Source organism: Photobacterium alginatilyticum (assembly GCF_009910675.1).
In the GTDB taxonomy this organism is placed as follows: Bacteria; Pseudomonadota; Gammaproteobacteria; order Enterobacterales; family Vibrionaceae; genus Photobacterium; species Photobacterium alginatilyticum.
On sequence record NZ_RSEJ01000024.1, the window covers coordinates 12,600 to 38,504 of the forward strand.

The following is a 25,905-nucleotide window of genomic DNA, read 5'->3' on the forward strand; positions in this document are numbered from 1 at the left end:
TTTCCATTACTCCATCAAGACACTGTCAGGAGACAGGGTTACCTCAGTTTTACTCTCGCACCAGATTTCTCAGCACATATTTTTGTACCTTACCTGTCGAGGTTTTAGGAAGCTGGGTAAAAACCACTTTCTTGGGAGCCTTGAAGTGTGCCATCTGCGAGCGACAAAACTCAATGACCTCTTCCTGGCTCAGCACAAACTCTTCACGGGTTTTGACAAAGGCACATGGTACTTCTCCCCACTTTTCATCAGGCATCGCAATCACTGCCACTTCCTCGATACCTGGATGGCGGTACAGTACGTCCTCGACCTCAATACTGGAAATGTTCTCGCCTCCCGAGATAATGATATCTTTTGAGCGATCTTTAATCTCAATGTAATTATCCGAGTGCCATACCGCCAGATCACCGGTTCTGAACCACCCTTCAGCCAATGCCTCGTCAGTGGTTGACGGATTTTTAAGATAACCTTTCATCACAATGTTACCCCGTAAAAAAATCTCTCCCATTTCGGCACCGTTTTTGGCTACAGGTTCCATAGTCACAGGATTGGCGACCATCAACTCGCCCTGCATCGGCGAGCGCACTCCCTGACGGGCTTTCATACGAGCCTTTTCCTGGCCACTGAGGTTATCCCAACTTCTTTGCCAGTCACACACTACGCAAGGGCCATAGGTTTCTGTCAGGCCATAAACATGTGTTACTTCTATTCCCATTGTCTCCATGCCTTCAATCACCGAGGCTGGCGGTGCCGATCCTGCTGTCATCGCGTAGACCTGATGATCAATTCCCTGCTTCATACCATCGTCTGCATTGTTCATCATATTAAGCACAATCGGCGCGCCACAGAAATGGGTAACCTTGTGTTCATGGATAGCTGCAAAAATATCATCGGCTCTAACATGGCGCAGGCTGACGCTAACCCCTACCGTTGCTGCAATGGTCCAAGGGAAACACCAACCATTGCAATGAAACATAGGTAGAGTCCACAAGTAAACCGGGAACTGCCCCATTCCCCATGAAAGGATATTACTTACCGCATTCAAATGAGCACCACGGTGATGGTAAACAACACCTTTAGGATTACCCGTCGTTCCAGATGTATAGTTCAATGAAATAGCCTGCCACTCATCGGCGGGAGGCCCATACAAATAGCCCTCATCGCCACCGCAAATGAACTCTTCATAGGTCAGAGGGGAAATCAGTGATCCCTGTTGGTATAACGGATCATCAATGGCGATCACCAATGGCTTATGGGCGATCATTTTCAATGCTTTGTTCACGACATCAGTGAATTCACGGTCAACAATGACCACTTTGCTTTCCGCATGCTGAAAAATAAATGCCATTGCATCGGCATCAAGGCGGGTATTGATAGCATTTAACACAGCACCTGACATTGGTATCCCAAAATGGGCTTCAAACACCTCAGGAATATTAGGCGCCACCACTGAGACGGTATCACCTTCGCGAATCCCTTGCCTGTTAAGCGCTGAAGCCAATTGGCGGCAACGTGATTCAGTCTCCTTCCATGACCGTACAATAGGGCCATGAACAATGGCGGTATAATCAGGATACACACTGGCTGCACGCTCTAGAAAACTAAGCGGACTAAGGCTTTCATAATTTGCAGGCGTTTTATCGAGGCCAATTTCATAAATATTATGTTTAGACATAGGTATTCTTCCTTGATAGCCGGCCCCTAAGCCAGGAGCCAGAACTCAAACTGATAGAAAAGGGATAAAAGATTAGTTTTCTACTACCTCAATAGGCTCTTCTTCAATCGCGTCATCAGCACTGTGACGCTTGCTGCGCCATTCGATAAGAAGGTACAAGACAATACCGGCAAGTAATCCAAAACCTGCACCATACACCGCCAACACCACACCCATAGTTCCTGCTACCCCCATCTGGGTGGCATTACGCACCTGCTCGACACCCACCGAAATACACAGGTATCCGGTGATCAGCAAAGTGATAGACAAAGCAATTGGCAATACAGGTTTGAACAAGGTGATCAATGGCAGAGCAAACAAGGCCATAAACCCGACAATCCAAAATATCCCAGCTCCGCTATAAATACTGTCCATTGCCTTGCGGCCATGTCGATAGCGCTCAGCAATCGTTGCCATCGCTCCGGTAAATAACGGGCCGGCTAACCCTGGATACGGGGCAAAAAAGGAGTGGATCAGGTTTCTGAGGGCCGTTACCAGGTGCACCCTGTCAACATTGACCTCGATATGCTCATCAGGTCGAAGGTGATCAACACGATCTAGCAGGCTTTTCCCGACAATAATGTCACCGAACGCTATCACATAAGCGATTAGAGCCGTTGGCACAGCCAACCACAGCATTTCCAGCGACGGTAGTCCTACTGTAAAGGGCAAGTAATTGATCATGTCACCAAATGCCGGGGCAGAAAAACCAAACTCAACCGCAGGCAATGGATATTCACTGACAGTCCAGCCAACTGCCATTGCTACCAATGTGCCAGGAACCATGCCATAGCCAGCAATGACCTTGGCCCATTTATGTTTATTGACATAATCACGGAAATTAAGCGAAAACAGAACGTACGCCGTAACGATAAAACCAATGATCAATGACACGGGCGTATTCGCCAGGCGACCTCCTTCACTGATCTCGCCGGTAATAGCGGCAATCCCAGCACCAATCAAGATCCCGGCTTTGATTGAGTCGGGGAACAACTCGACCAGCTTGCTACCCAACCGGGTGATCCCGAGAATGAAGAAAATAGCGGTAACGATCAGTTGAAGTCCCATCAAAGCGCGGATTGATTCTGGCCCCGGCTCGAAATTACCCAGAAATAACAGTACAACCGGGATGGCTGGAGTGATCCAACCAGGGACCATTGGGACCCCCAACAGGTTGGGTAACATAAATCCAATCCCGCATACGACCACATAGGCAAGCGCAACGTCATAGGGCAGACCAAGATACTTCTCCAAAAGCGGGATCATCGCCATACTAACGACGAACATGATCATGCCTTGGATTGTTTCTGCAAGCTCCCAACGGTAATGAATAAAGGGAAGACGTACTTTAAAAGGACCTGCTGGCCAGTAAGGTTGTTCTTTTCCATGTGAGCGTTTAATCACCGACATAGTCTCTCCTGTTGTGTTGGCTTATATTATTTACCTCACAACAAGAGCAATGATGATGCCAATGTGAACAAATTGTAAACGCAGGTATCTACCCTGCTGAATGCAACCTGACAAACACACCCCAAAAAACACAATAATAAGCCTATTGTTCAATTACTTGAAACTACCCCATCAGTTTAAAATGATGAGATAAAACCATCTAAAAATTGTTACCAGCAAGTAAAGATCAAATTTACTCATCCCTTAAGAGCGCGCGACCATGAGCGCCTAGCGCCCGACATGAGCGCTTTCCGCTCCTAAACGCCATTTAGAGCGCTCGTCTGAGCTGCTGCCAGCGACACTGGTTTCTGCAACGCTTTCAATAACGTTAGGTAATTCATAGGGGGAGTAAAATTTCCATTTTCCCAATGTCCGTGTAGCTGGAGAATAACGCCCGTCTGCAACGGTCTCTCCTATCGCCTGAACCTGAAGGATGCGATGGGTACGGGGATCAATGACAGACTGGAATCCTTCAGGATCTTCAGGTAACGAAAACGAGAGCCCGCCAAGTGATAACCGGACTCCTTCAACGGTTTTCTCTGGCGCCTGTTTCCAGGCTGTAGCGAGCGCGGTTATCACGGCATAGGCATCTTGTGCAATGAATGTCGGATAACGCCCGGCCCGGCGGTAAAACTCGCCAACATACTCCCGATTAGCCTCGGTGGCCGGCCAGTTCACATGTGATCGCGCAGAAAGCACCAACCCTTCAGGAAGGGCGTCACCCAGTCGAGACAGAACAAAATAGCCCCCTCCGGTATCAAAATTAACAAACCGGGTCCGGCTGAACAGTCCCGCCAGTTGAGCCTGCTCAATGAAGCTTACCAAGTCACGGGTCCAATGACCGCTGACTACAATATCCGGAGGATCAGCCAACAAAGCATCAATGTAGCGGCGATAGTCTTTCTCGCCATGCAAACTGTAAAACTCATCTTTTACATGGTAATCCACATCTAGTGAATCAAGTGCTGTCAGCATCTTTTGCCAGATCTGATGTCCGTATTCATAGTCAGGGCCGATATAAGAAAGGGTTTTCCACCTCCATTCATCTTTGATGTCTTGAAGGTACCTGGCCCCGGCCCCACTCGATTGACTGGCATCGTTGTTCAAATGAAAATACCACGGATGAAGTGCATCTTCTGTCAAGCGAGGGGAACTGTGCCCGGCACCGAGGAATAAGGTCCGGCTTTCAAACGCCAGCTTGGAAGTTTCCAGCGCAATATTAGAGTTCACTACGCCGCAAAGTACGTCCACCTGTTCTCGTTCAATGAACTGCAAGGCAATTTCCCGAGAACGATATTGCTTCCCCATGGTATCGGCCACGGTAACTCGCATCGTTGGTGCATTAGGATCGGTTTTGAGCTTATCTAGCGCCATTTTAATCGCCACAACCGCATCACTTCCCCAGAGTGCAGATGGCCCGGTAAGCGGATACAAGCAGCCAATATCCAGATCAGCCGTATTCTTGTCACTACCAAGTACCACTTCCGCAACTGCCGTTGTACTCCATAACCAACCAAGAACTAACCAATGAGCCCATTTCATGACTGGATACCCAGTTTTTGCAGGCGGCGTTTAAGGGCATGACGGGAGATCTGTAACAGCTTGGCGGCATTGCCTTTATGACCTCCTGTTTCATGTAGCGCATGAAGGATCATTTTCTTTTCCTCATTAGCAAGATGGCTAACGACCGAATTACTAGCAGCCACAGCATCGGAGGCTAATTGCACAGAAGAGGTAACATCGGTTTGTGATTGGATACTGGTATTAGGCGCAGTACTTGCCTCTTGCAGGCTGCTCGTTTCATCCCTGACGATCTGCCAGTCTGGCGGTAGCATCTCAGTTATGATCACCTGCCCGGGATAGAGCACCGACAAACGTTCAATGAAGTTTCTTAACTCACGAATATTGCCTGGCCACGCGTACTGGCAGAAAGCCTCGGTAACAGTCTCAGCGAAGGACAGTGCTTTACCACTAAATCGAAAGCGATCTGCGAAATAGACCATCAAAAGGGGAATATCTTCCCGTCGCTCAGACAATGAAGGAATATGTACAGGCATTACATTTAGCCGATAGAAGAGATCAGAACGGAACCTTCCCTCTTCCATAGCATTACGAAGATGGAGGTTAGTTGCCGCTATGATCCGCACATCAGCCTGCTTCTCGGTAGCGGAGCCAACCGGGCGATAACGCTGGTTCTCCAGAAAAGACAGTAGTTTAGCTTGTGTCGGCAACGTTAGCTCCCCCACTTCATCAAGAAATAACGTCCCACCGTCGGCCGCTTCAATCAACCCGCCCCGGCTACGGTGCGCACCGGTATATGCCCCTTTTTCGGCACCAAACAATTCAGCTTCCAGTAAGGCTTCTGGCAAAGCCGCACAATTGACTTCAATAAACGGCTTGTCGCCAAGTTGGCTTTGCCTGTGTAGCTCTGATGCGGCCGCCGTTTTACCGGTACCCGACTCCCCCAACAGCAAAATAGTCCTGGTATGGCTGTTGGCAATCAATGTCAGCTCCCGCGCCAGTTTTTCCATTACCGGACTTTGTCCAATTAACCCATTACAGTGACTCGTTACTTGTACTTCTGCCAAGCACTGGGAGACACTCTGCCTAAGCTGGGCAACATCGAAGGGCTTGGTCACAAAGTCTGAAGCCCCCATTTTCACTGCCTCGACCGCGGTACTGATATCACCATGCGCAGACATCATCACTATTTTGCTGTCAGCCAACAATGTGCACAACCGACTCAGCGGCTGAAGATCGTCACTATCTGGCAGCCTTAAATCAAGCAATATCATAAACGGACGCAGGGCATGAGCGACAGCTAACCCCTCAGCCGCATCATGGGCAATCGCGATTTCATAGTCCTGACTTTTCAGCGCAATTTTCAATGAACGCGTTAAGTTCACTTCATCATCAATAATTAACAGTGTTGGTTTCTGGCTCACAAATAAAGTCCTTTTCAAACCTCATAATAACTGTTGTTCCATGTCCGGGCTTGCTGTCAAAACCGAGCTCAGCATGATTTTGCTTCGCCAGGCACAAGGACACCGCGAGCCCCAAGCCTGTCCCTGTTGTTTTGGTGGTATAAAACGGCTCTGTCACCATAGCTAATTGCTTTTCTGTCATACCTTCGCCCGTATCCTTCACCATGACACAAAGACCTTTTGCATCTTCAGCAAATGACATCTTCACTTCACCTCCCGAAGAAGTGGCCTCTACCGCATTAATGAGCAAATTCATTAAGATCTGCTGAAGCTGTCCAGCATCAGCCATTACGGCATAAGGGCAATCATCATCCGTACTTAGCAACACCCCTTTATCTTTGGCTAGAGGGGAAACCAATACATGAAGACGATGCAATAACCCCGACAGTAACACCGGCTCACCATTAGGCTGCGGCGGTAAGGCATAATCCAGTAAGTTACTGATCAAATGATTGATCCGGTCAATTTCCGTCACCATCATTTCACGAAGTTCCCGGTTTTCATCATCCTGCTCCGGCAGTGCCTGAACACACACCTTGATTGTTGCCAGTGGATTGCGAATTTCGTGTGCGATCCCGGTAGCAAACTCCCCCCAAACGGCCTTGCGTTCCATGTCGCTTTGCGCAATAAGCAGTGCGTTCAAGCGGGAAGTCATCTGGTTGAAAGCTGTCGCCAGCAAAGTGATCTCGTCATTGCCCTTCGGGGTGATACGAGTGTCCCATTGCCCCTGTGAGATTGCATCGGCAGCATGGATCAGCGGTACAACCCGTCCCCTGATCCGTAACACGACCAAATAAAAGAAAACACAGACGCCGATCACCGAAAGTATCGCCATCAAAGCAAGCAAAAATCGCTGCTGGTTGGTTCCCAAAGACGGTAAGACACGCGGGATCATTGCCAGCGTCCAGCCGCCCCATAGCGGTAAGGATATGACCTCCTCAGGCAAACTGTCTCGCCAACGCCCCAATGAATCAAAACATCCCAATGTATCGACCCAAAGGCATGACTGAGCGCCCCCTTCGGACAAAATCGACGGCAAATGCTGCGTCAAACTGGCTAGCCGAATCTGAAAAGCAATAAACCCCGGAGACACTTCCCCCGACAAATTGGCACTAAGAGGAAAAGCCATAAGATACCAGCCTGATTGTGCAGTCAGCGGTTTTTGCGGCCCTAGCAACAGAGCCTCCCCATACGGGAACCGGGGAAGAGTTGCTATGTTAAGATCACCTTCACCCCAGTAAGGGTAGCCACTGGCGCTCTGGCCAGGGAAAGCCCGCTTCAACTGCCAATGGCGGTCAAACAATATGGCACCATAAATTTCAGGGCGGTCAATATCAAAATAGATGAGGTTTAATACCTGACGAGGCAGCGTAAGCGCTGGCTCAGGTTGCAACAGTTGATTGATGCCGGGCAGCTCGCTGATTGCCCGCAGTGCATTACGATGCTGACGCATCATGTATTCCATGCTGCTTTGAGTCTGCCGCAGTTGCAACATATCCTGCTGTGCATCCATATCTTTAAGTAGGTTCGCTGTCAGAGAGTCATATAACACAGCCGTGATCGTTAAAGGTAGAATGGCGACTAATAGTGAGAAGGCCAAATAACGCCTTACCAAGCTATTTTTCCAAAATCCTATTTTGGCTTGCTGGCGCATCATACTACTGACCTCAAACAAAGATGGCTGGTTAGACTCCCCCTTTACTTTCTAAGGATAACAAGTTGTAAAGTAGGTTGTTATTAGCGATTGGTCTAAGTTCGATTCATTGATTTACTGTGTATTTCTTCATATACGTCTGTATTGTCTCCTTAAACCACATTTTATTAATATAACTCATTTTAATTCAGAGACTTGTCAGGCAAAATTTATGCAGATTTGATTACGGAGACAAACATGCAGAACTATCAACGGCTCAAGCAACGGCAAAGAGCCGAGCGTGACTCATACAGCCAAGCACTTGCTATCAGAATTCATAGGGCGTTAAGTTGGTTAGACAAAGCGGAACAATGTGATGATGACGATTCAAAATTCACTTTTCTCTGGATTGCATTCAACTCGGCTTACGCACAAGATTTTGAGCAAAGAATTAATTTTAGCGAGAAAGGCCTATATCAGGAATTCTTAAGTAAATTAGTGAACATTGATGAGCACAACAAGCTTTCAAGTATCGTTTGGTCGCAGTACGCCGGTGCAATACGCCTCATCTTAAGCAATGAGTTTATTCTGCAAGCATTCTGGGATTACCAGTCTGGTCGAATCCCCGAAGATAAATGGAAAGATGAACGCTCAAAAGCCAAGGTGGCTGCCAATAACGCTCTCGGAAATAACGACACTTCAACCGTACTCGCTATCCTATTTGCTCGTCTTTACACGCTTCGTAACCAGATTATCCATGGAGGCGCAACTTTCGGGAGCTCTGCAAACCGCAAACAGCTGCGAGATTGTACCTTTGTTCTTGAGCAAATAGTACCAACTATTATTGAATTAATGATGGATGGAAAAGACGAGCTGTGGGGCGAGCCTGTTTATCCTTTGATTGATATTTAGATTTGAAAAAGCCAGCTTTAGTGAGCTGGCTTTTCTGAATCAAACCCTAACAATTGACGGTTTGATGACCTTATTGGTTTTAGCATTTAAATAACCATGCAACAGAACAGCATCTATTATACCACTCATGTTAGTACTGCTATTATGTTTAATATGCTGCTGAGTATCAAACTCATCTCCTGATTGGACAGACTGAATTTTATACGCTGGGTAAGCAATAATAAACCGAGAAAACAACAATTCAAATAACTTCAAAATCCCATCGATGTCAGGGTTAATGCCATTAACTACTTCATTTTTTGCATAATCCCAAAGATTACCGATATTTTTTTCTTGAATACCGCATGAGATTAGGCCTTTTGGTGAAGTGTCTTTAAAAACACCACTTAATGAAGATTTAGTTTGCTCTGAAAACTCATTGTAAACTTCCTGAATCTTAATGTCATCTGAAAAATTTTTTCTATACCACTCTAGTTTTTCTTCTGTTCGCTTCTGGTTATTATCTGATGTATCTAGCAAATCCTTTACTGTTCTAATTTCATCATTTAATCTAGCAACTTCTAACTCTTTTTCTTTTACCAAACATTGAAGCGAATCAACTTTTGATTCAAATACACATACTTTTGAAATGTTATCTGATATTTCATTTTTCTGAACAAGAATACGACCTTTCAGCTCATCAATAAGCCCTTGCATTTCTTCATTCTTTATTTTTAATGTTTGATTATCTCTAAACAAATCACCATTATCTATTTTTTGTTCCGAAGCGACCGTCAGATTAGAAACAAAGGAATCATTATCAATCTTATTGTCGACAATTAACTTGATCTTTTCTTGAACTCGTAAATCATCAAGCAACTCAAGAATAAAATTCACATCCATGCTATTTACCTTTTTCCATTTTATAACTTTCTTTCAGCAATTCCCTTGTTTTTCTCCTAAAGAATGCTTGTAAACTATCGACTGTCATCTCATTATTAACTATTTCTTTATTTTCTTCAGCTTTAGTATATTTAGTAACTGATAAACGGTGAGGTTGCTTTATATTTTCAATATCGATGTGGGGATAAAAACTCAATAAACACCCACCGTTCAAATATTCTAATACCAAGTTTTGCAGATCAAATTGCTCAGTGATAAATTCATCGGCAATATTAATCTCAGGATCTACAATAAAATTTTCAGTATCAGAAAAAATGATAAAAGCAAGTAACTCATCAGCTTCATACTCCACTTTCTGCTTAAATGTTGGCCAAAAGTCAGCAATAGGCAGATACAGTTCACCTCTAATTCTTATAGGTTCAAGCTCGCCATCAATAATACGACTAACACTAACCATATTGTTTATTGCCTGAATACAATAATCATTCATTCCTGTTAACCTTTTAAACCCATTACTTTATCTTCGATCTGCTCGATCGTTAGCTCTGGCTCTAATTTTTGATAAGCAGACACCAGTGCGTCACTATGTTTATCACTTTCATCAATACTCAATTCATCATTCAGATACAGTTCATAATCACCAGTGTTTAGCTCTTTTTCTTTGTATGCTTTAACTGTTCCTATGATTTCCTGAGCTGTAAGCTGCTGTTTGGCCACCTCAGCCATAAACTCTGGCGTTACTATCGTATCTAGCTTTTCATTGATACCCTTTAGAGTTATTGAAGCACCAATAGCAGAACGAGCTAGAAGTTCTTTTTCATCAAGACTATTAAACTTTTCTTTATCCAGAACAACTTCATTTCGGAGGTGATTGATATATTCATTTATGGAATCAAAGTCCTCTGGTTTTTTATCGCTCAACATGGCTTTTTCGCCAAGTTCTTCAAGATTTTCTCCAGGCTTGATAATACCTAGTGAAATACCTACCATTTTAATGGCCTCTCCGACCTTAGTTGCAAGTTCAACCCCAAGCTTTGCAATCGAGGTGGCCGTATCGGCTACAAAACTACCAACTTTTGACATGGCACTGCCAATCGCACTACATGCACCACTGACAATACTACAAAAGCTACTAAATAAGCCCATCTTCTTTTCTCCTAATAATGCTATTTAAGATTTTTACTAAAAGCATTAACAAATTTTAAGTTCATCCGCATTTCCGGTTCTGTCGCTAAACCGGTTAAATATAGGGCTAGTCGCTCTTTCTGACGAACTTTGTCAACTTCATCACCCTCTACATAACAAGCTGTTAGGATATAGCTAACCATGAAATCGCTATCCAAGATATTTAGGTAATTGAGCAAGGTTGCACTAGCCTTTCTATCTCGAACGGATTCAAACCAACACTCTGCAAGACTACCCTGCAGAAATTGATGGACACCTTCATTTGATGGCTTTTGCTTGAAAAACTCTAATCCTTGGATCAGTCCGCGTTTATAGTTATCTCCGTAGTAACTTAATGCAATGTCTCTTATTTCAGAAGGGTTTACATCTTTTTCATTGGTAGTACTGATTAACTCTTTTATCTGTACCTGTAACGGCTTATTGATACCAGAGCTCGATAAGATGACCCGCCCAGGCTCAAGGTTCGATAAGAAATCCTTTTGCTCATCCGATAATGCCATCGTGTTTCCGACAGCTTCTTTGTCATCTTTGGCAAAGAGTTTATGGATGATTTTTGTATTGGTGTTTTTGAGCACCTCTGGTGTCAACTTGTTCGGGATTTGATCAACGATGATCAAAGCTTCACCATATTTTCGCACCTCTGCCAGCATATCTGCGAAGGCTTCTACCCCTTGCTTCTTATTTTGACTGTCTCCCGGCTCAAATTTTGACAGCAGGCGGTGTGCTTCTTCTATCAAAGTGATATGTCTAAAGCGTTCACCACGCGCTCTGAAAGCTTCATAATTTGCTCGAATCGCTTCGTTTAAGTTCGCCAGAACAAAGCCCATAATCAGTGATTTTTCACTTGGATTACGGATCTCTTCTAGCTCAAGTATCACATTTTTTGTAGCAAGGTCTTTAAAATCAATCGAGCGAGCGGTATTAAGCATTTGCCCTTTTGAACCAATTAGTAAGCCTTGCAAGCGTGCTTTGATGGAACCGATATAATCCTGCTTCAGCCGCTCATCAAACCCTTGTTCAGAAACAACCTTCTCGGTCATTTTGACGAGGTCGCTTAAGGTAGGGAAAGCATAGATACCATCAGCAAAAGGATTCTCATACCTACTGTTTTTCGATGTTGCAATATTCCAACCCTTATCCTCGTAACACCTATAGATTGCCGCTTCAATTAACTGTGGTATCGCAGCTTCCATATCAAAGGCCGATTCGATACTCGCCTTAATCATATCTACACGAGAGGCGATATTTTCGTGTGGGAAAAACTCAAATGGGTTTAGCCTGAATGGAGCAACATTGTCATTACCTAAAGTAAAGATAAGAATGTCTTTATTCTTCTTGGTTAGAACCCTGTACTCAGTCTTTGCCGGTTCAATGACTAAAAAAGGCATCTGGGCGGATTCTAAAAGACGATGACATGTTGTTGTCTTACCGCTTCCTGTTACCCCAGCAATAAAGGTATGCTTATCAAGATCGCGCTTGTCAATATGGACATCGATCTCTTGTGGTATACCACTTTTTACTAAGCTGCCCAGAAACAGTTGATTTGGCTCTTCTCTCTTCTGGGTAATATTTAACCCAAATTCTACTTCTTCTTTTAACGTTAAACCTACTACTTCTTTCTGTGGTAAACCAGCCACCACACTTAATTCGTTGGTAGATAGCCAATTACCTAAGAAACTATCGAACGGACTTTTTGATAGCAGTAAATCTAACTGCCTCTGACTATCCTTAGTCGACTCAATCTGCTTACTTCCATCACTTTTCAACATAGGAAACTGAAAGTTATGAATAGATCGGATCTCTTGAGGATCGGTCACCTGTTTATAACTTAATGGTGATTTATTCGTATCACCGCCAGCGAATAATGACCGCGCTGTATTGCCCAGTTTTAGCACCGTGCCGGTAGCGTTCGCGAATAGGTATATATTCGTTAAATACAATCCTTTGTTTTTCCCATATTGCACTCTTTTTAGCAAAACCTCATCGATATAAGTTAACCATTCCTGGATGGTCTTGTCAGAAAATTCTCTCGTACTACTATTGGAACTACCCGTCTGTTCTGATGTACTAGAGTTTAAGGTATCACCCGTTGTATTAGTGATAGACGTTCCTTTTGTTTTACCTTCTGAACGTCCTGTTGTTGTTCCCTCTGCTCGACTTTTGCTAGTAGACCTTTCCGAGCCCTCACTGGTTCCTTTGGTCGTCGTATCACTCGTACCTTCGTTGGTAGTAATATTCAAACTATCATTAGTTCCAGTTGCTTTAGAAATACTGGTTCCTTCAGTTCTACCTTTTGTCTTCGAAGTATTCTCTCCTGTTTGAATACTTTGTTTTGAAAGAGGAAGTAACTTGTCATAAATAGAATGTAAGTGGTTTTCAATCGCAGTGATTTCAAGTAGTGACAAAGGATCAGCCATAATAGCCAGACAAAAATCATCCCCACTCATTATGTCTACTAAGCGATCTACTCCCTGAAACTCTTCGTTTTCTTCATTTACACTTGGTACACCTTCAAGCTTTGCTACATTTTTGAAGCTGCTCAGCGTCTCTTTTACCGCCCTACGTTGCTTTTTACCAAGTTTTTCAACCACACTCCCTCTGAAGTTACCTTCAATCGCAGGCTTTAGGATCGTGTCACCGATGTCATCAACTTCAAGTATTAATGACTTTTTGTACTGCTTATCTTTTGCGATACCAAAGTAAAACGATACACCATTTTTATCCCCAACCAACAGATAGGTAAATATGATGCCTTCAAGACTCAATGTGTTTAATACGTTTTCAAAAGCCTCTTTGCGGGGCGAGTCCTCATCAAAAGTAACTTCTTTAATATGATAAAGTGAAAATTCGTAATCCGACAAAGCACTGAGTTTCTCAATAGATGATGGCTCAACCGGTAGAGAGTCAATGTTTTTCAGCAGATCAATAAGTGGCTTTTTCATATACATCTCTTTTAAAAACCGTTATAGGCAATCTTTTGGTAGCTCTAAACCCATTACAATATCTTCAGCTTGTTCTGTGCTCATTGTTGGATTTGCTTTTTGGTATGCCTCAACTAACACTTCACTATGCTTATCTAATTGCTCGATACTCAACGCTTTACCAAGATATTTATCATAATCATCCATATTCAAACCATTACTTGAATACAGCTTAATCATTTCCAGAATCACGCTCGCATCTAATCTCGTTTCACTTACTGTCTTCAGAAATGGCATAGTAAGCTCAGCACCAATTTTCTCACTGACTCCTTTAACCATTAACGACACCCCTATCGCCTGGCGAGCCATAACATCTACGGTCTCTTCACTGAGTTCATCTTTTTCGACCTTTACTTCTTCACGAAGGTAGTCGATATACGCATTTATCTCATCAAAATCTTCGGGCTTCTTATCTGCCTTCATGGCCTTAGCACCAAGCTCTTCAGCCGTTTCGTTTGGCCTAATAATATTAATCACAGCACTCACTGTTTCGATCGTTTTAATGATCTGTGGTAACGACTTACTTGCGACTTCTAGCAACAAGGACGCATTCTTTACAATCATAGGCCCGACTGTAGTTGCCACTCTTGTGACAGCCGCTATTAGAGAGGCAATCTGAGGCATTGCAATAACAGGTAACATAACGTGCTCCTCTTAGGATAAATCGATAGATTGAATGTTATTCAGGTATACTTCGTTACTTATTGCATTTTCATGAGCAACGACATATTCGATTTGCGTCGGTGATACGACTCGAAGATAAACCATTGCTTCATCGTCAGTTAAATCGAGCTTAACAACCCGTTTCTTTATACTGCTATCCGAAACCGGCACTTTACCTGTGCTTGAACATGGTTGCTCGGTATAAAAAATCTCAAACTTTTGGTAACCAGCATCAATAAACTCTACCCATTGACTAAACACGATCTCTCTATCAATCAATGGCTTAAAGCAGTTCTTGCGGTTTTCACCTAGATAATACTTAAAGCGAATATCATCATCTTCAACATTATGATCGACAACCAGAATGCTGCCGCCCTCGCGAGACTCAATTAAGCCAAACGCAACTCCTGTTTTCCCCGTTGGTTTTTCGACATCGTTTTTATCGGCCCCCAAAGGAGAGAACAGCTTGAAACGACTCTGTTGTTCAGATGCCACACCCATTTCTTCATGATGGAGCGCAATTTGCTTTTCAAATATATCCCTTACAAAATGTGATTGACTGGAATTACCCGCCAAGAATATTTTGATGCTATCAATATCATGTAACGACTGCTGACTGTTACTAAAGGCCAAACGTAACGCATTAAAAAAGTTGGTAACGCCACGCTCAATACGTTCATGAAGTAATTCATTCAATTCGTCTTCATTGATATCAAGCTCAAAACCAGTATGCACCGTACCATTAACATCTGTTAAGTTAATCGCAACCGAACCTTGTGAAAGCTCCAATGTCGACTCTTCATGTTCTTCCCAAAAGGGACGCAGCATTTCGCATAGTGTTTTAGTGTTAATTTTCGCTTCCTGCGAGTTACTTAGTAGCTGCTCACAGCCTGCAAAAGCGTCTTTCTCCGGGTGCTTCTCAAATTGAATACCTTTTGATAGTAATGCTGATTTGTTTTTCTTAAATACTTCAAATGCTAGAAGCTCGAGTAAGTTTTCTCCGCCTAAAAACTTGTCACCTCCAGCCCCAAAATGTTCAATAACATAATCAAAACGGCGCTCCTTTCTACCTACTGCTTCTCTGAAAATACCGAAGTCAAAATCGGTTGTGCCGCCACCAAAATCAAACACGCTATAGAAAATACGTTCATCATCACAAGGATCAAAGCCATAAGATTGTAGTGCAACCAGAGCATAAGCTGCAGGCTCACTGGCTCCTTTAGTGACTGATAATTGCGATATAGATTCTTCACCAAGCTCGGCTGGCAGTGATTTTTTAAGCCCTTTTTCAAAGCTTTCAATAATTTTGTCACGAACCGGCATTTCGTAAGTAACAGGAAAAGACAAAATATAGTCAAGGTAAATGCCATTGTTTTGGTTATTAATATACAAACCAAGGTAATAAGCATAAATCTCAATAGGATTGAAATCTGTTTCGCTTAACGCCAAAAATGGCGGTAGATCGATGACTTTACCCTGTTTGCCCACAATCTTAAGCTTTCTGTTTTTGTCACCGGCCCATTGTTTGATCTCATCTAAGAATGTGTTGAATTGACTAGATTCACTTCCAAGCATAGAGTTTTGAGCTGTATGTGAAATGGTCAGATCTTGCCAGCGAGTAAAAGGCTTATTCTCTTTTACTTGATAATCACTAATAAACTGCTCTAAGTTGTTAAACTCCATAATGGTCGGGTTTTCATAGTGAAAGGAGGCAATCTCTTTACTTAAGTCCCCTGTGCCTATACGCATCGGATGAATGTTGACATTATCCTTTTGGTACACTACTACCGTGCTTTTTGTTCCAAAGTCTATGCCCACTACACCATCATTGATACTGGATTTAGGGTCACGAGCAACAAAGTCCATCGGTAATTGAATGATTTCCGTATCAGTGTTATTTAACTCGTCTTGCCATAATGTCCAGTGACCTAACTGCGTATCCTCTAACATTTTCTTATGGTAGGGAGCAATATCAGCCCTAATTTTATCTTCTGCCAGCAGGCTATTGGTTATCTTTTGGCTAATTAGTTCTTGTAATATTTCATTTACCTTAGAGCGAGAGTCTTCAAACTTTCCTTTTTGTTCTCGGTGAAAAACAGATAGCAAAAGATAATAATCTTCATTGTATTCAAGAGCGGCAGGAGTAAATCCTCTTTTTATTATTGAAATAAATAGTTCTCTACTATTTGTTTTATTGTTATCTAATGGTAAGAATGGTATTGCTTTTCCTGAATCACGTTCTCCCATTCCCCCCTCACAGCAAAAGGCTTGAACCCTATCAGCTAAGTCATATAAATAATAGCTTGCTCCTGAAGGACGTCCATTCACAATAGAAAATGGCACATTTTGCAAACACGTCAAAGTTAGCAATTCATTTTTATTAGGAATTGACCATTCATTTACCTGGTCATCAATAACTTTAGCGATATCACTTTCAACAAAACTCAACTCTGTTCCAGAATCATATGTTCCATAAATAGCATTGCTATTGATTTTCCAAAAACCTCTTGCTTTTTTATCTAAATAAATGTTGTTTGATAATGTTATCCAACGCTGGTGACTGAAATCATCTCTCACCAGTGAGAAACAACCATTTATTATTTTTAAAAGTGGACTGCTTATTCTCTCTGGATTAGAAGAATTAACGAAGAAATTAACATCTCTTTTTATTAATTCATCACTCATTTTTTCAAAGTCAGCATATAGGCGTAACTTTGACATACTTTCTTTTGATATCTTCCATTCCGATGTTAATTTTGTACTCATTTTTTTCTCGTTCTAATTTTTAGCAGATTTTATTTATCTATAATCAACAGATAGAATTAATATTTATATTCCACACTTGCTCTCCAAACCCTTTAAGCCAACGCTCGAGTTGCTTAGATTGGATGACTGTGGCAGAAATTTTAAAATGATCTTCATGCTCTTCCACGTCTTGAGCTTGTGAAAGAGGGGTTTCTAATAAGTGAAAACCCGCTGTTTTGGTAATGCTGAATTGCAGCTGGCATTTCTCCCCCTCACCAAACCCAAAACGGCCATCTGCATCGTATTGACTGAGGTTAAAGTTCTCGGGCCTTTCAAAGCTAAACGTCGAAGGTGTTGCTTTACGTATCCGATGAATGGCTAAACTACGTTCGTTATCGTAGCCATCAAAACGACAAACAAGATATAAGCGTGGTCCTTGCTGGGCGAGTCCGAGTGGCATCACCATTGCTGATTTTTTCTCTTGCTTGGCGTTACAATATTCGATGTTTAATAAGCGGTCATGGAACAGTGCTTCACTGACATTGTTAAACACTTCAAGGTCAATTTGAGGCGGTAACAGTGGCTGCGTTTCACTTACTACCCTGACCTTTCTCAGCCAGTCACGTTCTTTTACGTGACTCTTGGAAGGATTAAGATTGTATCTTGCTTCTTTAAAGAACCCGTCCATCGAAGAGATAACATTCGATGGTAATAAATTGGATAAATAATCTTCAGCCAAGTTTAACAGCAGCGACTCTTGTGGTGATAACTGAGGTAAAGAAAAACCATGGCTGTTTTTCTTCCATGAGTAGCCGTAAGGTTTACTTCTGTCATCTCTGACAATATCAAAGTGCTCACTGAGCATCTCCAGGTTTCGCTGAATACTCCGGATATCCCTCTCGATACCGGCACTAAACAGTTGCTGATGTAATTCACTTGCGGTGATTGGCCGTGATTTTGGGATTCGCTTTAACAATTCAAATGCCAAAGCCATTGATTCCCGAGTACTTGATCGTTTCGCCATTACTGCCTGACGTCTCCTATTACACACCGTGCACAAGCCAAGATTGAACTTATACCTATTGCACATATACACCAACCAGCCATATTTATAAATTATTTTGATTCAAGAGTGACGGCCTAATCATGTTATGTATGGATGCGACAAAATGTGACGGAAGAATCTGTTGAATTTGTATACAGACAACTCCGATCAGTTACTTCCGGAGTTGTCTACTTGTTAATCAGTTACTTTTTGCATTGGCTTTCAGACAAACTACTCTCATAATCACCACATTCAGACTTATATGTCCCGTTGTGGTAAGTCGTCTCTCTGAACCATTCGCCATTACTGTTATGTGATGTCAGAATCTGAGCAGGCTCAGACAAATCATCACTAAACGTATTTTGCGTTCTTAACCAATAATCGGCTCCATGAGAGTCTTCACTGTAGAAATCGGTGTTTATTACGTTTCTTACCACTGCCAAATCATCCGCTGTGACTGAATTCGCCATTCCGATGAGATGAGTAAAACCGCTGTCATTTCCTTTGTTAAAACTATGCTCGGTATAGTTCACCAGATCTGTCCCCTGATAGTCTTTGGTTACCAATGACTGCACAACATCACCGCTAATGGCCGAGGCTTTGCACGAATCCCAGTCACTTACCGTGGAATAGATTGTGTTTCTTACCCCTGATGACTGCGACGATATGGTTTCGAGCCATTCACTGACCGAGCAGGTGAATTGCGTACCTGCTTTCTCTAAGGCGACTGTTTTTTCTATGCTGACCCCATTACTTTGTGCCGTAACCATGCTGTTTTTATCATGCAGGGTCAGTTTGGTTTGCAAGTCATCAGACATAACATGGGTCTCAGAGCTGAAATTCCCTGCGGAAGCCTGAACAAACTCATAACGGTACCAATGGTTGTCATAGGCCTTGTTGTTACTATTCCATTGCCCCAGAAAATACTCGACCCATGCAAGCTCTGCGTCGGGATATTGTTTAATCAGTGCTCGGGTTTCCTCATAAGACTTCTGCAACCCGGGAACAAAGTCCTGAGCGAGTTTATGTAACTCAGCATTATCGGCAGCTACATAATCACCGTAAAGTTCACCGACGGTAATATTGTATCGGTTAGCGACGCGCCACTCCTGTTCAACGAGTCGTTGCTTGATGTCATCCCGAAGAGCCTGTTCCTGAACCATAGACTCACAGGATAGAGAGTGCGCTTGATTCTCCCGTAACTCTTGCTCTACCTGTTTCCAGACGACGGAAGTCAACGGAGTCAGGTTTAACAAGTCTTGATCCGTACTTAGGGCAAACTGTGGCGGAAACACCATAGAGTATGCCTCTTCTATTGGTGTACCGGGAAAGTCGCTATCAACCGCTCCCACCGGGACATCAACCACCAGAGGCACGTACTTCACACACTTCTGGTAGCTTGCGGGAATACTCAGGCTAAAATCCCCTTCATCCGCAGTCACAACACTAGGCTCATTGCTATCCGGATAGTTGTTAAAATTCAAATCAAGGTACACCGTTGCCCCGGAAATATATCCATCAATGGCTTTTCCCTGGACGTTCACGGCCGATGGTGTAGTCTTGCTATTACTGCCATCACTACCGCCGCCACACCCATATAAAGAGGCTAAGATCGAGGCCAACAAAGATATTTTGATACTTGTTTTCATATAACTACCATTAGATATTGTTATTGTTTATTTAGATCGATGACTCGTTGATTTAGCATGTTCGGATCATAATCACAGAACTCCGTTCCTGGCTGATAAGGGCCGTGACTTTCTCCGCCGTAAAGAAACAGTAGTTTTTGCACCTGACTGTTCAAATGTGAACCTAAGGTATATAGCAATGTAGCGTGCGTAAAATCCCTATGATTAGGATCTGCGCCATTTGACAGCAACATCGCAACCAAATCTTGGCTAACCGTTTTTCTTCCAAGTGCTGCATAGAGCGGAGTAAAATTATTAGCATCTATCTCATTTACTAATGCCCCTTTAGCGAGAAGAGATTTCACTGCCCAAGACGCATTTTCTCGACCACATGCTTCGACCAGCGGCAACATTCCGTTTGATGCTCTTTGATTAACGTCGACATAAGAAGCTAAACATTCATCAAACAGCGCCTTATCTCCTGTTAATATTGCCAACACTAAGTAGTCAGCATCATACCTAGTCACCCCGCAGGGATAATTAGGGCGAAGTTGGTTAATATTATTCAGCTGTGGAAATACTTTCTCTTCCCACCAACCATACCCTTGCTTTAACCAGCATTTCACCCGAGGTGCATTATTCGGAGTATGTGAATATGTCTTCAGGCCTTGAGCTAAACGTCGACTCAAACATAACCGCAAGAAATCTGGTTCGGCATAATTCAGCATAAGGTCAAAGTTAGAATGTCCGGGATGAACCATTTCGAAGAAATGAACATTGACCTGAGCGCCGGACTTAAACATCGCTTCCAAAGTTTGTTTGTCTGAGTATTTTGAAGCATACCGACCAACCAGAGCATTTTTGTGATAACCGCTCAACTTGGCAAATTTCTCGATAGAAAAATAACGGCTAAAACACTCAGAACCGCACTTTCTTAATGCCGAGCACATCAAGAAAAACCACAACTCCTCATTTAAGTTCGCAACATCATCTTTATTGAATACCGCTTCAAACAGTGCTTCAAACTCCTTTTTATCCAATACCCGAAGCACCAGATGAAATGCACACTGTGATTGCTTGCTGGCCAGATACAACTTTTCAACCTTAGCAGCTTTGGCATAGCCTTGAATCTCTAGGTAACTTGTTGTTACGTTTATACCTTTTCCCTGCCCAAGCTTATTCATCACTACTCCCTAACATAAACTAGCCACTTCTTTGAATAGAGTGACCTGACGTTTTATTTGGTGTCATAATATTTTCTGGTGCGTCATATTGTGTCGCAGGAAAATCAGCGAAAGCCGTTTGGTTGAAAGACAAAAACGAAGAGAGGTCACAAAATAGCGCTTTTACCTAATATTGTGAAAAATTGGTAAAATATTTATTATTTACAATTCTGACTGTCAGTTCACCTACAAAAGGTGATGGCAGGATCTCTCTGTGCACGCATTTTGTTATTAAATAACGACACTAGTCCTAATTAATGTGAGCCATTTCAAGTTTGCTATTTTCTCCTCCCTTTCCCTCATCCCCCTACTCCCTATTAGTACGGTGATTTCATTATCAACAATTTACTTATCATCTTAATAACAACTGATTACTTCTAAACCCATCACTTATTTATTAACGACTAGTGGACTAGGATTGTGACTATAACGACTAAGAAATTTAAATACTCGGCACTTGCAAAAATAATCATACCGCTATGCTCTGCAGCGCTAATAGTAGGCTGTAATGACAATGATTCAGCTACAGCTACTACTCCCAACACCTCTAACCCCGCACCTTCTCCACAGGATCCGTTGATCAGCCTACCTGCCGATGCTCCTAAGCCGTCTGCAGACCAAATTTCAATAAGCTATGTTGTCGATTCAACAACGGAAGCCAGAGTCAAGAGTAGTGTTTCCGACTACAACAAGTGGACACTTAAATGCGGCACTGAGGATCCAATTCTCGCAACAAGTTCAGATAAATTCGGCCCAATGTGGCTAGTCAATAAAGATGTACTCGCTTCTTGTAATGAGCTTCTAGTACAGGATGAAGATGAGACGGCTAAAGCCAGCATTCCTGTTACCGAGGCCTCGCTAGGTAAAGAGTTTACGGTTGTGAACCTTGGTACAGATACCGCAATTGTTGTTGAAGGCTCTCGACAGGATGGTTTGCTGGCAGCAAAGGGGCTTCCTCAAACGGGTACTGATGTTGTATTGCCAATCATAAGCAACCCAGGCGATTTACCAACACCTCCTGCAGGTAAAATCGCGCTCCAGCTGTACGATCCAATGGGTGATAATGCCCCATACGACACTATGAACCTGCACCTTTGGGGAACAGACACCAATCCTGATAGCGGTTGCTCGGGTCTTAGTGACTCAGAAAGAAATACCGACTGGGAAGACGTAAGTGTCACACCTGACGAAAAAGACAAATTTGGCCCTATCTGGTATCTCTCTGTACCTGACACCTCGGCTGGCTGTTTTAAAGTCATTTTCCGCAATGCAAATAAAGATAAGCTCATCAGCTCTGATATCAAAATTGATATCTCTAAGATGGGTGATAACCGCACGCTCACATTTATTCCAGGTAGTGCAACTCCGTACAACACTCGCTCCGAAGCTTTTACAAAAGCCGGACCATCATCAAAAATCTCTGCCGATACGCTGGGTGCAATCATGCTGGATGACAGTACGATGGTATGGAAAAGCGGCGGCAAAGCCGACATGGTCCAAATCATGTTCAGCCACGATGGTCAACACAAGGTTGAAGAGAAAATTGTTGATGGTGAAACAAGAAGTGTAGTGAGTGGTGCTTCTATTGTTCTGAAGTCCACCTCGCTGACTGCAGAGCAAAAAGCCAAATACCCTCACCTTGCCGACTACCCTGCCTTTGCATTACCAACACTTCCGGAAGGTATTGAACTATCATCTCTGGTAAAAGGTAGCCTGATCGCTATCGGTTCTACCAGTGATGGCGAGCTACGCGCATCCACTGGTGTGCAATATGCTGGCGCGTTAGATGCATTGTTTGCCCAGGAAGCTACCGAGCTTCAGTATGGCCCGATCTATAATGATGGCCAGGTTACATTCCGCCTATGGGCACCCACTGCCACTGAAGTTAAGCTAGCAGTCTACAACAGCGACAAAGAAGAAATTCAACGTGTTGCTATGGTTGAAGATAGAGAGTCAGGAAGCTGGAGTGTTGCTCTTGATACTGAAGTGGTTGATGGGAAGTTTTATCGCTATGCGATGAAAGTCTTCCAGCCTCGCGACCAGGAAAGCGTTGATTATGAAGTCACCGACCCGTATTCTGTCAGCCTTTCAACCAACTCAATTTATAGCCAGGCAATTGATTTAGAGTCAGACGAACTCAAACCTAGTGGCTGGGATAGCCTGGAGGCTCCTCACTCTCAGAAAGACAGCGACCTTTCTGACATGGTGATCTATGAATCCCACGTCCGAGATTTCTCTGCCCGTGATGTCAGCACACAAAATAAAGGTAAATACCTGGCCTTTACCGAACAAGGCACAGTGCCAGTTGATCACCTCAAGCAACTGAGTGAAGCCGGTATGACCCACCTGCATTTGATGCCGGTGTTCGATATTGCCACCATCAATGAAGATCCAGCCAAGGTTGCCGATATCGACGAGGACTTCAGCAAACTCTGTGAGGTTAACCCGGCTGTCAAAGACTCTGAATTCTCAAAGTATTGCACAGGAGGCGGCAGCATTGCAGACGCCTTTGCTGAGCTTGCGGCAGAAGACAGTAAGGATAATGCTAAGGTTGAAGCCCTCAATGAATTTGTACGCAGTGTCGATAGCTTCAACTGGGGCTATGACCCATTCCACTACACCGTTCCTGAAGGCTCTTACGCCAGCAATGCCGAAGGTACCGCCCGTATTCTAGAATTCCGTAAGATGGTTCAATCTGTCAAGCAAGACATCGGCATGAATGTGGTGGTGGATGTCGTCTACAACCACACCAATGCATCCGGTCTGAACGATAAATCGGTACTCGATAAAGTGGTTCCTCTGTACTACCAACGTTTGGTTCCTGATACAGGTAGCGTTGAAACGTCGACATGTTGCGATAACACGGCACCAGAACATGCCATGTTTGCCAAGCTAATCGACGACTCGGTACAAACCTGGGTTAAAGCCTATAAGATCGATGCGTTCCGTTGGGATCTGATGGGTCATCACCCTCTTGCCCAAATGAAAGGAACACTTGAAGCAGCACGTAAGATCAATGACGAGGTGTACTTCTACGGTGAAGGCTGGAACTTTGGTGAAGTTGAAAATGACAAACGCTTCGTACAAGCTACCCAGAAACACTTAGGTGGTACCGGAATCGGTTCATTTTCTGACCGACTACGTGATGCTGTCCGCGGCGGTAGCCCATTTGATGGCGGCGAGGGAATTCGTAAAACCCCTGGCTTTGCGACGGGTGCCTATGTACAGCCTAATGAGCTTGTCGATATCAAGGCAGATGCAAATGAAGATGGTGTTTCTGATGAACTGGCACGTGCGCTACATCAGGCAGATCTGACCCGACTTGGCATGGCGGGTAACCTTAAAGATTTTGAGTTCATTGACTATGAAGGCAACGCTCTGAAAGGTTCAACCCTGGACTACAACGGTCAGGCTGCAGGCTATGCCGAACAGCCATGGGAAGTACAGAACTATGTTTCCAAGCATGATAACCAGACGCTTTGGGACATCAACATGTACAAGATCTCTCACGATACCTCACTAGAAGATCGTGTTCGCATGCAGGCACTTGGAATGTCAACAGTATTACTGGGTCAGGCAATGCCATTTAACCACATGGGTGGTGAGCTGTTGCGCTCTAAATCCATGCAGCGAGACTCTTACGATTATGGTGACTGGTATAACCGTGTTGACTTTACCTTAAATGACAACAACTGGAACAAGGGTCTTCCTGCGAAGGATAAAGACGAGGCCAACTACACTGTTATTGAAAAAGTACTGACAGCAAATGCTCAGCCATCGGCAGCAAATCTTGAGCAGATGTTTGAGTTCTACAAAGAGCTACTTCGCCTGCGCAAGGCATCCCCTCTGATGACGCTACCTGGCGCTGATGAAATCATGAAGCGCGTTGACTTCCGTAATACAGGTAAAGGTCAAACGCCGGGAATGATTGTGATGTCCATTGATAATGGTTCAACGCAAACCACAGATCTCGACAGTGCTCTTGATTCCATTGTTATCGTGATTAACGCAACACCCAACGAGCAAACGACAGGCAGCTTCCTTAATAGCAACAACGAAGCGATTGCCCTTTCAGGTTTCGAGCTAAGTTCAACCCATAACCAGGCGAACTCTATTGCCGGCAATGCGAGTTTTGCCAATGGCAAGTTCACTGTTCCTGCATGGTCAAGTGCTGTCTTTGTTCAGCCTCGAGGTAACGAACGTGGATTAGGTCTGCCAGTATCGCAAAAAGCAGACATTCCTCCATTTGAAGCGGCTAAGAAAGTCTATGTCGCAGGTAGTTTCAATGGCTGGAATAAAGCGGGCACTGAAGCCGCTTATGCGGGCAAAGGGCTATATAGCGCCACTGTCGGTTTGAGCACTACTGCAGAATACAAAATGACTACGGTTAAAGGAGATGATGTATCTTGGTATGGCTGTAACGGCGACGACAACTGCTCAGTTTCCAAATTAGGCATGTACAAGCTATCTTTGGATGCAACCAACCCTGAACAGCCTGTTGTTCTTGATGCTGAACTTCAAGACGACTACACAGATGTTTCATGGTATATCCCTGGAGATATTTCAGGGGGCTGGGAGCATGACGATGCCCGTAAGATGGCTTCTGTTAGCGCTGAACAATTCAGCTTCACGACACCAAGCTTGAATGCGGGTACGAAGTATGGCTTCAAGTTTACCGGTGGAAACTGGGGCACACTTGAGCATACAGCCAGTGATGTCGTTGCAGCAGAAGGAAGCCTTGCCTTCTCAGGCTCAAACAATATTGAGTTTACTCCAGCTGAAGCTGGTACCTACCAGGTAAGCTTTAATATCCTGACCAAAGAGGTTGATATTCAAAAACAATAATCGTTGATTTTTAAAT

At 43.7% G+C, this 25,905-nt stretch carries 16 protein-coding genes; 2 read left to right on the top strand and 14 right to left on the bottom strand.

What is annotated here, in order from left to right; translation table 11 throughout:
- Positions 1-49: 49 nt before the first annotated feature.
- From EIZ48_RS20180 to EIZ48_RS20200, 5 genes are all read right to left on the bottom strand, one after another.
- On the bottom strand, positions 50-1,675 hold the full coding sequence (locus tag EIZ48_RS20180) for an acyl-CoA synthetase (protein ID WP_160655419.1): 1,626 nt from the start codon (positions 1,673-1,675) through the stop codon (positions 50-52).
- Between the two features lie 72 nt (positions 1,676-1,747).
- On the bottom strand, positions 1,748-3,124 hold the full coding sequence (locus tag EIZ48_RS20185; protein WP_160655422.1) for a solute carrier family 23 protein: 1,377 nt from the start codon (positions 3,122-3,124) through the stop codon (positions 1,748-1,750).
- A 267-nt stretch (positions 3,125-3,391) separates the two neighbouring features.
- Positions 3,392-4,705: an ABC transporter substrate-binding protein gene (locus EIZ48_RS20190; RefSeq protein WP_160655425.1), complete on the bottom strand. Its 1,314-nt coding sequence runs from the start codon at positions 4,703-4,705 to the stop codon at positions 3,392-3,394.
- A complete protein-coding gene (locus EIZ48_RS20195; protein WP_160655427.1) occupies positions 4,702-6,108 on the bottom strand; it encodes a sigma 54-interacting transcriptional regulator in 1,407 nt (468 codons plus the stop codon). The genes EIZ48_RS20190 and EIZ48_RS20195 overlap by 4 nt, the downstream gene beginning before the upstream one ends.
- Positions 6,077-7,804 (bottom strand): sensor histidine kinase, encoded by a 1,728-nt coding sequence (locus EIZ48_RS20200; protein ID WP_160655430.1) that lies wholly within the window; start codon positions 7,802-7,804, stop codon positions 6,077-6,079. Before EIZ48_RS20200 ends, EIZ48_RS20195 begins: the two co-directional genes overlap by 32 nt.
- A 234-nt stretch (positions 7,805-8,038) precedes the next feature.
- Between EIZ48_RS20200 and EIZ48_RS20205 the strand changes: the two genes are divergently transcribed.
- Positions 8,039-8,692, top strand: coding sequence for a HEPN domain-containing protein (locus tag EIZ48_RS20205; protein WP_160655433.1), 654 nt, complete (start codon positions 8,039-8,041; stop codon positions 8,690-8,692).
- A gap of 39 nt (positions 8,693-8,731) precedes the next feature.
- Here EIZ48_RS20205 and EIZ48_RS20210 read toward each other — a convergent pair whose 3' ends face one another.
- The 9 genes from EIZ48_RS20210 to EIZ48_RS20255 all read right to left on the bottom strand — a co-directional run bounded on the left by EIZ48_RS20210 (position 8,732) and on the right by EIZ48_RS20255 (position 21,005).
- The gene (locus tag EIZ48_RS20210) at positions 8,732-9,574 is read right to left on the bottom strand and encodes a hypothetical protein (RefSeq protein WP_160655435.1); all 843 of its coding nucleotides are present in this window, start codon (positions 9,572-9,574) and stop codon (positions 8,732-8,734) included.
- A 1-nt stretch (position 9,575) separates the two neighbouring features.
- Entirely contained in the window at positions 9,576-10,064 is a 489-nt protein-coding gene (locus tag EIZ48_RS20215; protein ID WP_160655438.1) for a hypothetical protein, read from the bottom strand.
- A 5-nt stretch (positions 10,065-10,069) separates the two neighbouring features.
- The gene (locus tag EIZ48_RS20220) at positions 10,070-10,720 is read right to left on the bottom strand and encodes a hypothetical protein (protein ID WP_240153035.1); all 651 of its coding nucleotides are present in this window, start codon (positions 10,718-10,720) and stop codon (positions 10,070-10,072) included.
- A gap of 20 nt (positions 10,721-10,740) precedes the next feature.
- The gene (locus tag EIZ48_RS20225) at positions 10,741-13,701 is read right to left on the bottom strand and encodes a helicase HerA domain-containing protein (protein WP_160655441.1); all 2,961 of its coding nucleotides are present in this window, start codon (positions 13,699-13,701) and stop codon (positions 10,741-10,743) included.
- 21 nt (positions 13,702-13,722) lie between these two features.
- On the bottom strand, positions 13,723-14,382 hold the full coding sequence (locus EIZ48_RS29105; protein ID WP_192928656.1) for a hypothetical protein: 660 nt from the start codon (positions 14,380-14,382) through the stop codon (positions 13,723-13,725).
- 12 nt (positions 14,383-14,394) lie between these two features.
- A complete protein-coding gene (locus tag EIZ48_RS20240) occupies positions 14,395-17,169 on the bottom strand; it encodes an Hsp70 family protein (protein WP_160655444.1) in 2,775 nt (924 codons plus the stop codon).
- A 43-nt stretch (positions 17,170-17,212) separates the two neighbouring features.
- Positions 17,213-18,172 carry a helix-turn-helix transcriptional regulator gene (locus EIZ48_RS20245; protein ID WP_160655447.1) on the bottom strand — a complete coding sequence of 320 codons (960 nt, stop codon included), beginning with the start codon at positions 18,170-18,172 and terminating at the stop codon, positions 17,213-17,215.
- Between the two features lie 224 nt (positions 18,173-18,396).
- Positions 18,397-19,842, bottom strand: a complete 1,446-nt coding sequence (locus EIZ48_RS20250) for a hypothetical protein (RefSeq protein ID WP_160655450.1) — start codon at positions 19,840-19,842, stop codon at positions 18,397-18,399.
- A gap of 20 nt (positions 19,843-19,862) precedes the next feature.
- Positions 19,863-21,005, bottom strand: a complete 1,143-nt coding sequence (locus EIZ48_RS20255) for an ankyrin repeat domain-containing protein (protein ID WP_160655453.1) — start codon at positions 21,003-21,005, stop codon at positions 19,863-19,865.
- A gap of 459 nt (positions 21,006-21,464) precedes the next feature.
- Here EIZ48_RS20255 and pulA point away from each other — a divergent pair, with 459 nt between their 5' ends.
- Positions 21,465-25,889 (top strand): pullulanase-type alpha-1,6-glucosidase, encoded by a 4,425-nt coding sequence (gene pulA, locus EIZ48_RS20260; protein WP_338046935.1) that lies wholly within the window; start codon positions 21,465-21,467, stop codon positions 25,887-25,889.
- Positions 25,890-25,905 lie beyond the last annotated feature (16 nt).

What these genes read in the sequence shown, in the direction of transcription:
- EIZ48_RS20180 (WP_160655419.1), bottom strand. Translation starts at nt 1,675, where the DNA reads ATGTCTAAACATAATATTTATGAAATTGGCCTCGATAAAACGCCTGCA.
- EIZ48_RS20185 (WP_160655422.1), bottom strand. Translation starts at nt 3,124, where the DNA reads ATGTCGGTGATTAAACGCTCACATGGAAAAGAACAACCTTACTGGCCA.
- EIZ48_RS20190 (WP_160655425.1), bottom strand. Translation starts at nt 4,705, where the DNA reads ATGAAATGGGCTCATTGGTTAGTTCTTGGTTGGTTATGGAGTACAACG.
- EIZ48_RS20200 (WP_160655430.1), bottom strand. Translation starts at nt 7,804, where the DNA reads ATGATGCGCCAGCAAGCCAAAATAGGATTTTGGAAAAATAGCTTGGTA.
- EIZ48_RS20205 (WP_160655433.1), top strand. Translation starts at nt 8,039, where the DNA reads ATGCAGAACTATCAACGGCTCAAGCAACGGCAAAGAGCCGAGCGTGAC.
- EIZ48_RS20210 (WP_160655435.1), bottom strand. Translation starts at nt 9,574, where the DNA reads ATGGATGTGAATTTTATTCTTGAGTTGCTTGATGATTTACGAGTTCAA.
- EIZ48_RS20215 (WP_160655438.1), bottom strand. Translation starts at nt 10,064, where the DNA reads ATGAATGATTATTGTATTCAGGCAATAAACAATATGGTTAGTGTTAGT.
- EIZ48_RS20220 (WP_240153035.1), bottom strand. Translation starts at nt 10,720, where the DNA reads ATGGGCTTATTTAGTAGCTTTTGTAGTATTGTCAGTGGTGCATGTAGT.
- EIZ48_RS20225 (WP_160655441.1), bottom strand. Translation starts at nt 13,701, where the DNA reads ATGAAAAAGCCACTTATTGATCTGCTGAAAAACATTGACTCTCTACCG.
- EIZ48_RS29105 (WP_192928656.1), bottom strand. Translation starts at nt 14,382, where the DNA reads ATGTTACCTGTTATTGCAATGCCTCAGATTGCCTCTCTAATAGCGGCT.
- EIZ48_RS20240 (WP_160655444.1), bottom strand. Translation starts at nt 17,169, where the DNA reads ATGAGTACAAAATTAACATCGGAATGGAAGATATCAAAAGAAAGTATG.
- EIZ48_RS20245 (WP_160655447.1), bottom strand. Translation starts at nt 18,172, where the DNA reads ATGGCGAAACGATCAAGTACTCGGGAATCAATGGCTTTGGCATTTGAA.
- EIZ48_RS20250 (WP_160655450.1), bottom strand. Translation starts at nt 19,842, where the DNA reads ATGAAAACAAGTATCAAAATATCTTTGTTGGCCTCGATCTTAGCCTCT.
- EIZ48_RS20255 (WP_160655453.1), bottom strand. Translation starts at nt 21,005, where the DNA reads ATGAATAAGCTTGGGCAGGGAAAAGGTATAAACGTAACAACAAGTTAC.